4 protein-coding genes and 4 pseudogenes are annotated in these 13,956 nt (G+C 59.8%); 4 read left to right on the top strand and 4 right to left on the bottom strand.

Translation table 11 applies throughout. The features are described from left to right. Positions 1–97: 97 nt before the first annotated feature. A pseudogene (locus VNX23_RS13360) lies at positions 98–965 on the top strand (transposase); the annotation flags it as partial. Between the two features lie 339 nt (positions 966–1,304). Further along, positions 1,305–1,694: pseudogene (locus tag VNX23_RS13355) on the top strand (amidase family protein); the annotation flags it as partial. 13 nt (positions 1,695–1,707) lie between these two features. Here the strand turns inward: VNX23_RS13355 and VNX23_RS13350 are convergent. Continuing rightward, positions 1,708–1,869, bottom strand: a pseudogene (locus VNX23_RS13350) (transcription termination factor Rho); the annotation flags it as partial. A gap of 234 nt (positions 1,870–2,103) precedes the next feature. On the opposite strand from VNX23_RS13350, the gene VNX23_RS13345 reads away from it, so the two are divergent. After that, positions 2,104–7,554 (top strand): trifunctional serine/threonine-protein kinase/ATP-binding protein/sensor histidine kinase, encoded by a 5,451-nt coding sequence (locus tag VNX23_RS13345; protein ID WP_325630691.1) that lies wholly within the window; start codon positions 2,104–2,106, stop codon positions 7,552–7,554. A gap of 115 nt (positions 7,555–7,669) precedes the next feature. Here the strand turns inward: VNX23_RS13345 and VNX23_RS13340 are convergent, their stop codons facing one another. From VNX23_RS13340 to VNX23_RS13330, 3 genes are all read right to left on the bottom strand, one after another. Further along, positions 7,670–8,305, bottom strand: coding sequence for a response regulator transcription factor (locus tag VNX23_RS13340; protein WP_325630690.1), 636 nt, complete (start codon positions 8,303–8,305; stop codon positions 7,670–7,672). 585 nt (positions 8,306–8,890) lie between these two features. Beyond that, entirely contained in the window at positions 8,891–9,715 is an 825-nt protein-coding gene (locus VNX23_RS13335) for an alpha/beta hydrolase (RefSeq protein WP_325630688.1), read from the bottom strand. 246 nt (positions 9,716–9,961) lie between these two features. After that, positions 9,962–13,489: an AAA family ATPase gene (locus VNX23_RS13330; RefSeq protein ID WP_325630686.1), complete on the bottom strand. Its 3,528-nt coding sequence runs from the start codon at positions 13,487–13,489 to the stop codon at positions 9,962–9,964. Between the two features lie 241 nt (positions 13,490–13,730). Between VNX23_RS13330 and VNX23_RS13325 the strand changes: the two are divergent. Then, a pseudogene (locus tag VNX23_RS13325) lies at positions 13,731–13,956 on the top strand (IS110 family transposase); the annotation flags it as partial.

Below are 13,956 nucleotides of genomic sequence, written 5' to 3'. Positions count from 1 at the left end.
AGAGTGACCAATGTCAATTGTTCTACGAGTTTCATCTTAGCGACGCGGTTCCCGAAGATCATCTGGTACGGAAGATCGATGCTGCTCTCGATCTGTCCTGGCTTCGCAGCGAGCTTGCATCTCATTATTCGTCGATGGGTCAGATACGGCGTGGGGCGCCGCAAGCGACGTCGTCCCGAAGTTCGTCTCGCCATCCGATCCGGCGGCCCAGTGGACCGGAGCTCACAAGGGCCCGGCATTCTTCGCTTACGCCAACAATTACCTCATCGACGTGAAGGTCGGCATCATCATGGATGTCGAGGCAACCCGCGCCATCCGCCAGGCCGAGGTTGGCGCGGCCCGAACCATGATCGAGCGCACCGAGCAGCGCTTCGCCATCAAGCCCGAACGGCTCGCTGGCGGCCTACGGTTCGGGTGCCAACCTCGACTGGCTGGTCAACGAAGCCAAGATAACGCCGCACATCCCGGTCAATGACAAGTCGAAGCGAGAGGACGGGACCTTCAGCCGCGAAGACTTCTCCTTCGACAAAGAGCGCAACGTTTACATCTGCCCGGCTGGCAAGGTTTTGACGACGACTGGCAAGCTGGCCAGCGATGGGGAGACACTCTACTACCGGCCCAGGGCACGCGATTGCCGAGGCTGCCCGCTCAAGCCGCAGTGCTGTCCGAAGGCGCCGGTGCGCAGAATCCCGCGCAGCCTCTACGAGCCAGCCCGCGATGTTGCCCGCGCAGTGGCAAAGACCGAAGCATTCGAGCAGTCTCGCCGTGATCGAAAGCGCGTCGAGATGCTGTTCGCCCATCTCAAGCGCATTCTCCGGCTCGGCCGGCTGCGCTTACGGGGCCCAATGGGTGCCCAGTTCGAGTTCACGTTGGCTGCTATCGCTCAGAACCTGAAGCGGCTCGCCAAGCTTTTGGTGCGACCGCCGCCGGCTGCACCGGAGTGCTTTCGCGTAGATCCCGCGTAGCCCAGGCGCATCGGAAGCAATTATCCGCTTCCGGTGCAGCAGATCGCAGACCACCGCTTCAACAGCCTCGTCCTCGACGCTGTCCCGCCATTGTCGTCGCCGACTTCTGCAACAAAATCTGCCAGAAGCTGACCTAGGCCTGAAAGACAAGGTAGCAGATTTAGAGTTATTATTATCATTGGAGGTGCGAGCGTGACCTTCTGTGAGGCCGTGATTGGCGGTCATGGCAGGTGATCATGAGAAAGCGCGGGTCATGATGGATCGAGGTCGACGCCAGACGGCGGTGCGGCTGCGATCACCGGGGCGATTTCGACAACCGCGGCACAAAAGATTGATTCCATATCCGCCTCCGAATGGGACTACCGCACGATCAAAGAGCTCGTTCAGGCGTTACAGGCGCGAAAGATTTCTTCATCGGAGCTCGTGGAGCACACAATCGCGCGAGTTCAAGCCTTGGACGGACGTCTCAACGCTATCGTGATTCGCGACTTCGAGCGGGCGCGCGAGGCAGCCAGGCCGGCGGATGCCGCCCTAGCCCGCGCCGAGCGGCGACCGCTGCTCGGCATTCCGATGACGGTCAAGGAATCTTTCAACGTCGCAGGACTGCCGACGACGTTTGGTAATCCAAAATTCAAGGACTTTATCCCGAAGGAAGACGCCCTGATCGTCTCCCGGATAAAGAGCGCGGGCGCTGTCCTCCTCGGCAAGACCAATGTGCCTTTAGCGGTTTCGGCACCCTCCCGACCAGGCGCTTGGCCTTCTCGATCACCATTTCGGCGACCTGAACGTGGCGCACGGCCGGTTCGTCGAAAGTCGATGAGACGACTTCGCCCTTCACCGAACGCTGCATGTCCGTGACTTCTTCCGGCCGTTCATCGATTAGCAGCACGATCAGGTAGCACTCCGAAAGCTGCCATCAACGGGAAGTCAGTTGTCGATCACTTCGTCGGGGCATTCTTTCTCGATAAAGCATCTCGGCTTTGTGAGCAAAATGGCAGCGCGTTCTCGTCATCGTTTAGCCATGGTAGAGCACCGATCGTGATAGATCGCATGTTTAGCGTCTGTTTTTGGATTGACGGGCCGGAGCAAACGTAACCTAATCAATGTACTAAAGCAGTCCTCCTGGCAGGAGGTCCTCGTGAATGAGCTCTTGAGCTACGTATTTGCGCCGCTGACGGAGGGAGACATCGCTCTCTACCGCGGCTCCGGCAACGGCTTGGCGCCGATCCTGCTGGTAGCCGCGGAAGAAACCTCGCTCGGTTGCGTCGAGCGGCTTGAACACGAATATGCGCTCAAAGCCGAACTCGACGCGAACTGGGCGGCACGACCAGTCGCGCTGACGCGCTACAACGATCGCACGACGCTAGTTCTTGAGGATCCCGGCGGTGCGCCGCTCGATCGGCTGCTTGGCCGGCCGCTTGACGTATCGCATTTCCTGCGCATCGCGATCCCTCTCGCGGCGACGCTCCGCCAAGTGCATGAGCGAGGCCTTATCCATAAGGACATCAAGCCGGCAAATATCCTTGTGGACGCGGCAAGCGGCGGTGTGTGGCTGACAGGGTTCGGCATTGCCTCGCGTCTGCTGCGCGAGCATCAAACCCCCGCGCCGCCGGAGGTGATCGCCGGGACGCTCGCCTACATGGCGCCGGAACAGACTGGCCGGATGAACCGCTCGGTCGACTCCCGAAGCGACCTGTACGCGCTGGGGGTCACCTTTTACGAGCTGTTGACCGGCGCGTTGCCCTTCACCGCCGCTGACCCGATCGAGTTGATCCACTGTCACATCGCGCGAGAGCCCGTCCCGCCGGGCGAGCTTGCAAGCGCGGTGCCGGCTCCACTCTCGATGATCGTCATGAAGCTTCTCGCGAAGACCGCCGAGGAGCGCTACCAGACCGCCGCAGGAGTCGAGGCGGATCTCCGCAAGTGCCTCACCGCCTGGGAGTCGATCGGCCGGATCGACCCGTTCCCGCCAGGTCTGCAGGACGCGTCGGAGCGGTTGATGATCCCGGAGAAGCTCTACGGACGCGAGGGCGAGATCGCCACCCTGCTCGCCGCCTTCGACCGCGTCGTGATGCATGGCGGCTCGGAGCTCGTTCTGGTCTCTGGCTATTCGGGCATCGGCAAGTCGTCGGTAGTCAACGAACTGCACAAGGTTATCGTGCTGCCTCGCGGCATCTTCATCTCAGGAAAATTCGACCTGCGCCTCAGGGACACGCCCCACTCGACATTGGCTCAAGCGTTTCAGGGACTGATTCAACAGCTACTGAACGGCCACACGGACAACATCGCCCGCTGGCGAGACGCGATCAAGGAAGCTGTCGGCAATCAGGGCCGCCTGCTGACCGACCTCATTCCCGACCTCGTTCGACTGATCGGCCCACAGCCGACCGTGGCGGACCTCTCGCCCCTCGACGCCCAACTGCGGTTTCAGACCGTATTCCAGCGGTTCGTCGGCGTGTTCGCGAGGGCGGAACACCCGCTCGTCATTTTCGTCGACGACCTACAATGGCTCGACCCGGCGACGCTGACGCTCATCGAATATCTCCTCCTCCATCCCGACACGCGGCACCTGTTGCTGATCGGCGCATATCGCGACAATGAGGTCGACTCGGCCCATCCGCTGATGCTCAAGCTGGAGGCCTTGCGCCGGGCCGGTGCGAGGTTGGATCAGATCGCTCTCGGCCCACTCTCGGTCGACAACGTCAACCAATTGCTGTGCGACACCTTGCGGCATGCGCCAGACGAGATGCGGCCTTTCGCTGAACTGGTGCACAGGAGAAGCAGCGGCAATCCGTTCTTCGCCGGGCAGTTCCTCACCAGCCTGACGGAAGAAGGGCTGGTCGAGTTCGATCCTCGCTCGCGGTCGTGGACGTGGGATTTAGACGCTATCGTCGACAAGAAGCTCAGCGACAATCCGGTGGACCTGATGATCGGCAGGTTGCGCCGTCTCCCTCCGGAGGCTCAGGAAGCGCTAAAGCTGCTCGCTTGCTTAGGCAATCACGCGGACTTTGCAACCTTGGCAAAGCTACATAGCGGATCCGAGGAAGCGATCTATGCGGGTTTTCGCGACGCGGTCCGCGCCGGCGCCGTCCTCCCCCGGGAGGGAAGCTATCGCTTCTTGCATGATCGGGTTCAGGAAGCCGCCTATGCGCTCATTCCGACGGAACGTCGCGCCGAACTCCATCTGCGGATCGGACGTCTTCTTGTCGCGGAGACAGCGCAGGAGAGGATCGCGGAGAAAATCTTCGATCTCGTCAACCAGCTGAACTCGGGCTCGGCGCTCATTTCCGAGTGGCCCGAGAAGGTGCTTGCGGCCGAACTCAATCTTCTTGCAGGGCGGAAGGCGAAAGCCTCGACCGCCTACGCCTCGGCCTCCAACTACCTCGCAGCAGGCATCGCCGTTCTGTCGGACGAAGGGTGGCAAAGATCCTATGACTTGACGTTGGGCCTATTCCTGGAACGGGCGGAATGCGAGATTCTCAGCTCGAACTTGGAGCAGGCCGCGGGACTCGTCGAGGCGTTGCTGATTAAAGCGCGATCGAAGATCGATCACGCCGAGATTTGTCGCTTGCGCATGCTTCTTCAATTGAGGCAAGGGAACTACGCCCCGGCGGTCCGCACGGCGCTCGAATGCCTGCGAACGTTCGGCGTCGATCTGCCGGACTCGCCGACGCCGGAACAAGTGCGAGCAGAATACGAGGAGATGCGCCGGACCCTCGGCGAGCGCCCGATCGAGAGCCTGGTCGACCTGCCGATGATGGACGACCCGGAGATGCGGGCCGTCATGAAGCTCTTCAGTTCATTAGGCGAATTGGCTTATCACGCCGACGGCGATCTGTTCCAGATGATTTCTTGCTGGATGGTCAAGCTGACCTGTCGCCATGGCACAAGCGAGCACTCCGCGATCGGCTACGGCGCGATCGCCGTAATCCTTGGTCCAGCGTTCCATCGCTTCGCAGACGGGGAGGCCTTTGCACGGTTAGCGGTCGCAGTTGCCGAACGATATGGGTTCACCGCGCAAAAGGCGGGCGCACATTTCCTCATGCAAATGGCGGTCCTCTGGACGCGTCCAATCGAAGACGCTCTGACCTGCCTCGAGGCCGCGATCCGAGCCGTCGGGGAAACCGGCGAGATGGTTTACGCCTGCTACAACCGTCAACATCGCCTCACGGATCTGATGGCGCGCGGTGATCCTCTCGACCAGGTGTGGCTCGAGTCGGCAGGCGCCCTGGATTTCGTCCGCAAATACAAATTCGGCCAGCTGGTCATTTTGAGCATCCAGGGTTTCGTCCAAAGCCTTCGCGGCGGAGCGGGGAGCAGCGCGCCCCTCGACTCGACGGCGCTCGAAGCGCGGGTGCTCCGGGGCGGCGTCGCCCTCGTTGCCTGCTTTCATTGGATCCTGCAATTGCAGCGGCACTTTTTACTGGGCAACGCGGAGAGAGCCCTCGAGTTTGCCGCCAAGGCGAAGCCGATTCTCTGGTCGGCCCGTCTCAATCTTCAGTCGATGGACTACTGTCTTTATCATTCTCTCGCTATCGCCGCAGTCTTTCCAGCGTCCTCGCCGGAGAGACGGGCAGAGCTTCGCGAGGACCTCATTGGACACCTGGGGTCGTTTCAGCGATGGGCGGAGAGCTGCCCGGCGACGTTCGCGCATAAACACTCCTTGGTCTCGGCGGAATGGGCACGCCTCGAAGGACGAGAAATCGAGGCCATGCGGCTGTACGAGCAGGCAATCCGCTCGGCCGCGGAGCGCGGCTTCCTCCAAGACCAGGCGCTCGCCAGCGAATTGGCAGCTCGATTCTACCGCCTGCGCGGTTTCGAAAAGGTGGCAGATACCTATCTGGACGAGGCCCGCGACTGCTACGTCCGCTGGGGCGCCTGGGCCAAGGTCACTCAGCTCGACCAGAGCCACGCCCGGGTCCGACGACAGGCACCATTGGCCCCGAAACCGACCATCGAGGCGCCTGTCGAGCAGTTCGATCTCGCCACGGTCATCAAGACGTCGCAGGCCGTGGCCGGCGAGATCGTCCTCGAGAAGCTGATCGAGACGCTGATGGTTATTGCCGTCGAGCATGCCGGGGCCGACCGCGGCCTCCTGATTCTTCCGCACGGCGGCCAATACCAGATCGAGGCGGAAGCGACGAGCGGTCGCGATGGCGTCAGGGTCCGTCTTCTCGGAACGCCGGTGACGCCATCGGAATTGTCCGTGCTGATCCTTGAGCAAGTCATCCGCACTCAGAGCCAAGTGATCCTGGATGACGCCCGCGGGGAGAACGCGTTTGCCGAAGATGAATACATAGGCCGCAAACAGGCACGGTCGCTTCTCTGCCTGCCGTTGCTGAAACAGGCCAAGCTGATCGGGGCGCTCTATCTCGAGAACAATCTTGCATCGCACGTGTTCACGCCCTCCCGGATCTCGGTTCTGGAACTGCTGGCGTCGCAAGCGGCGATTTCGCTGGAGAACGCCCGTCTGTACAATGATCTCCAGGAGCGGGAGGCCAGGATCCGGCGCCTGGTCGATTCCAACATCATCGGAATTTTCATCTGGGATTTCGAAGGTCGCATTCTTGAGGCCAACGACGAATTTCTTCGCATGGTGAACTACGAAAGCGAAGACTTGGTTGCGGGCCGCATAAGGTGGGCGGACCTAGCGCCGCCCGACTGGCGCGACAGGAATAACGCAAGAATCGAACAGCAAAAAAGTAGCGGCCGGTTCGAGCCATTCGAAAAAGAATACATTAGAAAAGACGGTAGCCGTGTGCCCGTGCTGATTGGTGGGGCAACGTTTGAAGAGGGCGGTAACCAGGGCGTCGCATTCGTGCTCGATCTGACCGAGCGTAAGCGCGCCGAAGAGGCCTTCCGCAAGGTGCAGATGCAGCTGGCGCACGCCAACCGCGTCGCCACCATGGGTCAGCTCTCGGCCTCGATCACCCATGAAGTGAAACAGCCGATCGCCGCGGCGGTCGCCAACGCCCAGGCCGGCCTGGGCTTTCTAGCTCGTCGACCACCCGAACTGGAGGAGGTGCGCGAGACGCTCGAGGCTATCGTTGAGACGGGCCATCGAGCAGGCGAGATCGTCGACCGGATCCGCGGGCTCATCAAGAAGGCGCCGCCCCGGAAAGAGTGCTTGGACATCAACGCGGGTATCCGCGAGGTGATTGAACTCACCCGCGGCGAATGGGTGAAGAACGGCATCTCAATGCAGGCAGACCTCGCGGACGGCTTGCCGCTCATTGAGGGCGACGGGGTACAGCTGCAACAAGTGATCCTCAATTTGATCGTGAATGCCGTCGAGGCTATGAGCGGCGCCAGCGACGGGACGCGAGAGTTGCTCGTCAGCAGCCGGAAGGCTGACCCGGGCCGCGTGCTCGTAGGGGTGCGAGATTCGGGTCCGGGACTGGTGCCGGATACTCTCGATCACGTTTTCGACGCCTTCTACACAACGAAGCCTGGCGGTTTGGGGATGGGCCTGTCGATCTGCCGTTCGATCATCGAAGCGCACGGCGGCCGATTGTGGGCCGGGGCGAACGTGCCCCACGGGGCGGTTTTTCAGTTCACTCTACCTGTCCAAGCGGATAGTTCATCCTGATTGAGGATGCCGCGCCGCGGAAGCGAGCCAGCACCAAGGAGTTCGAAGACGGCCGCGGATAGTGAGGACTATGGAAGGGGAAGCGCGAGAATATCACGGAAAAGAGGAAAAAAGCTCACGCGCGATGCAGCGTGTCGGGCACCAGCCTGAGCCTGTCAGCCATTCGACCGAGTTCGGGAAGCGAACTGGCCTTCATCTTCTGCATCGCTCTACTGCGATGCACCTTCACAGTGGCCTCGGCGATGCCGATGTCGTAGGCAATCTGCTTACTCAGGCGGCCGCGAGCGACCTGAATTACAATCTCGCGCTCCCTCGGGCTTAGTGACCCGAAGCGCTCCCTTAGGATGGCCAGGTCTGTCTCGTTTTTTCGCCGTGCACCATCGCGGGACAGGCCGAGCTGAATGGCGTCGAGAAGATCCTGATCGCGAAACGGCTTGGTCAAGAACTCTATGGCACCCCGCTTCATTGCCTGTACGGACATTGGTATGTCGCCGTGCCCCGTGACGAAAATGATCGGAATTTCCCTGTTTGCCGCAGCCAGCTCACGTTGAAGATCTAGGCCGCTTTGGTCGGGCAATCTGACGTCGAGCACCAAACAAGTGGGGCAATCCGGCGGATCGGACTTGAGGAACTCGGAAATCGACGCAAATAACTGAACATCGATGCTGAGCGATCGTAACAGGCGCCCGACCGAAGCGCGGAAATTCGGATCGTCGTCGATGACCAAGACGGTGGAGTTTGCGTCAGACATTGCTGCTGGTCTCGGTACAGGGTTTAACCCGACCATGCGTTTCTAGTTCCTATTCTGTCGACCTGAACACCCCATTCTTTCGAGCGTAAGGCGGACTAAGGTTTGGCTGTTTTAGAGCAGGAACTTCATCCGCGTTCGGCACTTCATTCATGAGCGCTCGAAGTCGAACGACGATTTCGCATGCCCGATTACCATCGCTAACAATACTATCGAGCGTTTTCTGGAGTTCCTTCTCATTTAGGGGTTGAGCGCGTAGCCAGTTTAGCCCGGCGTGCGCGCCAAGGACCAGAGCGGAGATCGCGTCGATGATCTCATGCATGTGAGCATTATAGGCGCGCGCGACTTCTGCTGAGGTCTGCGTTCGCACTTGGCCGTCAGAGCAGCTCACAATTCCCTCCGGTCGCAAGAAGTGTCGATCCACTAGCATGGCAAATCTCCTCAAACAGCTTGGAGAAGTGGGCTTCATCCTTTGCCGCTCGTCTCGAGCATATTGATGGACAGGCCGTTGAACGAAACGCTTCCGGCGGCCGAGTAGGCCGATCGATCGAGAAATGGCCGGCTGAGCGTTCGTGCATAGTTACCTTCCTACCGCGCGTTGATGAAGGCAAGTAGGCAATCATTTATCTGCTGCTTGTGCGTCGTGCACATACCGTGCGGCGCGGCCGGGATTAACTTGATCGTCGCGTTTCTTATGAGCTTAACGGACAGCATCGCCGAATCGCCGACCGGCACGATCTGATCGTCGTCTCCGTGCAAAATCAGAGTTGGCACATCAATCTTCTTCAGATCCTCGGTCATGTCCGTTTCGGAAAACGCCTTGATACAAAAATAGCTTGCCGGCATTCCCGTCATCATTCCCTGCAAACAAAACGACTCCCGCACGCCTTCCGAAATCGTCGCATCCGGACGATTGTAACCATAGAATGGCATGCTGAGATCCTTCCACAGCTGTGACCGATCGGCTTGAACGCCGGCACGAAGCTGATCAAACGCTTCAATTGGTGTACCGGCGGGATTCTTCGCGGACTTCAACATGATGGGGGGCACTGCGCCAACCAGCACGGCCTTGGCAACACGCTTGGTCCCGTACCGTCCGATGTAGCGCGCGACCTCGCCTCCGCCCGTGGAATGCCCAACGAGGACGATGTCCGTCAGGTCGAGATGCGTCAGCAGCTCCGCGAGGTCGTCGGCATAATGATCCATATCGTTGCCGTTCCATGGCTGACTGGAACGGCCATGGCCGCGCCGGTCGTGCGCAATACAGCGGAAACCACGTTGCGCAAGGAAAAACATCTGGTCTTCGAAGGCGTCTGAGCTGAGCGGCCAGCCATGACTAAATACGATGGTCTGACCGGCGCCCCAGTCCTTGTAGTATATCTCGACGCCATCTCGTGTCGTGAAACTGCACATTCCTGGTGCCTTTTATCGCTTCTTCCGCTTACCTTCTTGAGAACCGAGACCGTTGCTTTGTGGAGCCTGGCGCGCGACGAGCCATGTCGGTCAGCAGACAAGAGATGGCACAGGACGGCAATCCCCGCTTTAAGGGTGGCTTATCTTTCTCTTAAGACGGGCTTTATTTTTGCCTCCAGCGGAACCGTGGCGGCGATCTCCACCTTAAGAAAAGCTTATCATTTTCTTAAGGTAGGCTTATTCGTGCTACTGGCGAAGCTCAGCGAGCAGTGCCTTGGCGCCCTTCAGATCGACTGTATCGAAGCCCTCGCTGAACCACTCGTAGATCGGCAAAAGAAGGGTGATAGCCGCATGGCATCTGTCCTGATCGCGAAGACGCCTCGCCATGCTCATCGCGGCACGCAGTTCTAGAGACTTCGCTTGCTGCTTGCGCGCAACTGTTAGCGCCCGTTCGAAGCAGGCCTCCGCATTTTCTGGATCCCGATTTGGCGATCGTAGAACTATTTCGCCGGCCACCCGATTGATCTCAGCCTCAAACCAGGTTTCCTTGCTCGTTCCGATTATGGCCCTTGCTTCGCCGGTGCAGCGCCAGGCATCTTCAAATCGGCCAAGCTCCGCGTACGCCCTCGCTAAATACAAAAGGTAAGAAGGCATCCAAACTGTTGCTCCGGTCGATCTAAATGCAGTTACCGCAGAGCTGATGATGTCGACAGCGTCCGAGGCATTGCCAATTGCGGATGATACGCAACCGCTGAGCACAGTTGCCGTCGTTTTCCAGAACAGGGCTCCCTTTTCTTCGGCAAGCGCGACGGCTTCAGTCAGTTGCGCGTTCGCTGTCACGTAGTTTCCGCAGAGCAGGTGGCTAAAGCTTGTAATGCTCAGTGCATAAATCAAGCTGGCAACGTGTCCGATCCCGCGCGCGTGGAAGAGCGCCTCGTTGGCGTCTGCGATAGCCGCATCCGGATAGCCGAGCAGCCACAACACTATCGCTCGATAGCATAAAGCCGCCACCCGACTGTCCTGGCCAAAACGTGTGGCCAACGGCGGATGCGCAACGGGATCATAGGCTGCAATCGCGCGATCGAGATGGGCACGGCCTTGCCTCAGGTCTCCAGTGCACATCAGGCAAACGCCCGCCGTGCGATGAGCGATTGTAAGCGACATCGTTTGCGCCTGCTTTTCGGCCACCGCAAGGACCTGAGCGACAGCTTCGCGCAGAGCGTCGCCGTTAAAAGTCACGAAGCTTGGAACCATGGCGGCATAGATAACCGAAAAGAGTACCAGAGGATCTTCGGGAGGCTCTCCCTGGGCCTCGGCCTGTTCGATCAGCAGATGAGCGCGCTCCACGGCCGCCTTGGTTTCATCCGAGGCAAATCCACTGACGTGGACGAGTGCATTTATTAGCGCGACCTGCAGTCTGATTTCCTCACGTCGCAACGTCGGGTTAGCCGGTAAGGTCGCAATCTGGGTCAGCGCACGCCTGAGCTGGCCCGCAGCTTCGATCAGAGCCGAACGCTCCAACGACCGCTGCCCCGCCTTGCCCCATTGCCGCACGGCCTCCTCGATCAGCCCCGCCTCCGCGTAGTGACGAGCCAGCACCTCCGGCTGGTTTTCGGCAACTTCCGCGAACAGACTCTCGAGCACTTTGGCGATGCGAGCGTGAAGCGCCCGACGCGGCTCGCGCAAGAGCGTTCCATAGGCGACATCACGCACGAGCGCATGCTTGAAAAAATAGGTCGCGTGCGGGGAAACGCCCTGCCGAAACAGCAATCCGGCCTGAATAAGGCGATCAAGCGAGCCAGTCAGAGCAGCCTCTGGTTCCGGGATCACCGCGGCCAATAAAGCATGAGAAAACTCGCGCCCAATTGCTGCGCCAGTTTGTGCTGTTAGCAATGCGGGACCTAGCCGGTCGAGTCGCGCCATCAGCGACGCATGCAAGCTTGCGGGAACCGCCAGCGCCGGCTGAGGGGCTGCAGCGATTGTTCGCTCTTGCGCTTTCTCATCGTCCGCCTCGAGCACAGCTTTCGTCATCTCCTCCACAAAGAGTGGAATGCCATCGGTCCGCTCGATGATTTCCTCCCGACTACCTGGGGCCAGCAACTTGTTGCCAACAACACGGTCAATTATGGCGTCGACGTCATGCAGCGCCAGCCGATTGAGCGTGATAAGCGTTACTTGCGGACGTCCAATCCATGGCGCATCGAACTCCGGTCGAAATGTCACAATTAGCAGGACGCGAAGCTTCCCGATTTGGTCAACCATCCGACTAAATGCTTCGAGGCTGGTAGGATCGGTCCAATGTGCATCCTCCAGGATCATCAGAACCGGATTTCGGCGCGCCAAGGCTTCTACCTGCGTTATCAGCGCTCTAAATGTTGCTTCGCGGCGCTGTGGCGCCGGCATTTCCAACGTGGGATAGCGGCCATCATTTGGCAGTGACAGCATCTCGGCGAGAAGTCCCGCATCGTGAGCTGAGGTCAGGGTCTCGGCGAGCAGGGTATCAAGCTTGTCGAGTTTTGTTTGCGTTGTATCGTTGTGAGTCAATACGGCGGCGCGCTCGATTCGGCTGATGACCGGATAAAGCACGCTATCGGCGTGTTGCGGCGAACTGTAGTAACGCAGGCGCGTGTGTGGCTCGGCGGCGATACGCTCCAAGAGCTCCGCCGTTAGCCGCGATTTGCCGATGCCGGCCTCGCCTGAGATCAGCACGACCTGGCCGGCGCCGGCCTTTGCCTTGGCCCAGCGGCGCTGCAATAGATCCATTTCCTCTTCCCTGCCCACCAAGGGCGTCAAAGCTGTCGTACGCAGCGCTTCGAAGCGGTTCTCCACGGGGTTTGTTCGGTGGACCAGCCAGCCCAACACCGGTTGAGCGGCGCCCTTTGGGCGTCTTGATTTCAGGTGCTGCAACTCAAAGAGATTGCCGAGAAGCCTTCGCGTGCTGTCAGCGATGATCACCGAACCCGGTTCGGCGACACTTTGCAGGCGCGCTGCCAGGTTCGACGTCTCGCCGACAACGTTGTACTCTCGAGCGTCTCGCGAGCCCTCCAGGCTGCTGACCACAACGACGCCGGTTGCAATCCCAATCCGAGCCTGCAAGGGTGGTGATGATGCCAGTGCTTTTACTTCCGCGATGAGTTCCAGCCCGCACCGCACTGCTCGCTCCGCATCGTCCTCGTGCGCGACCGGAAAACCAAAACAGATCAGGACCGGGTTCGCGAGTGAGCGGGCTGCGATGAATCCATCATGTCGCCGGCTCGTCGCAAGGACGCAGTCATGGTAGGCCTGCATGATATCGCGCAAATCCTCGGGGTCCATTCGTGCAGTGTCGCCCCCATGCACTAGTTCACATGATGCGACCGTGAGCTGACGACGCGCGTCGATGACCGGTCGTTCCTGGGGAGGAACAACAGGCTCTCTGAAGTCGTTCACAGTAGCGGAAACCGCACTAGCGTTGGGGGATTCATGCACTTCTCGCACCACTCCCACAAAGCGGATCCCCTTGCGGGGCAGAGTACGGATTAGTCGCTGCTCTTCTCCATTGTCGCCAAGCGCGGTCCGTGCCGCATTGATCCGGGTTGTCAGCGCCGATTCCGACACGAGGCGCCCGCCCCAAATGGCATCAAGCATGTCGTCCTTGGTGACGACGCGCTCGCGGTTGTTGATGAGGTATTCCAGAAGATCAAAGACCTGGGGCTGGACCGCGATTACGGCGCTTCCCCGGCGCAATTCGCGGCGATCTGTATCCAGAACATAGTCTTCAAAAGAGAAAAGCATGTCCTTCCCTGCCGTTGGTTTTTGGCTTGTCGGAAGGCTGACCGCGCCTCAAAGACCAGGATTCGTCGCCTCGTCCGTACTCCAGGATCAGTAAGCACTTTCAGCCAGGATAGCACAACAATGGCCGATCATGGATACCTTCGAAGCGATCCCAGACCGTCGGCTTCGGGTCATTCGCGACTAAGGTCGAGCCAGCAACAAGCGCGGCCATGTCCGCTATGCGCCGAAAGATGGGGTAATCGGCCGGCCCAGCTTGTGGATGTTCGGCGCTCTTGCCGAAGCTGAGTTACCGGTGGTTTGTGTCGAAACCCGGCACATGCAGGCGATGCTGAAGGCGCAAATCAACAAGACCGACCGCAATGATGCGCGCGGCATCGCGCAAATGGTGCGGGCGGGACTTTACCGTCCGGTGCATGTGAAGACGCTGCGCAGTCAAAAACTGCGGATGCTGCTGACCCATCGTAAGC

This window comes from Bradyrhizobium sp., from assembly GCF_035570375.1.
In the GTDB taxonomy this organism is placed as follows: Bacteria; Pseudomonadota; Alphaproteobacteria; order Rhizobiales; family Xanthobacteraceae; genus Bradyrhizobium.
This window is presented reverse-complemented; position numbering and strand designations above follow the sequence as displayed.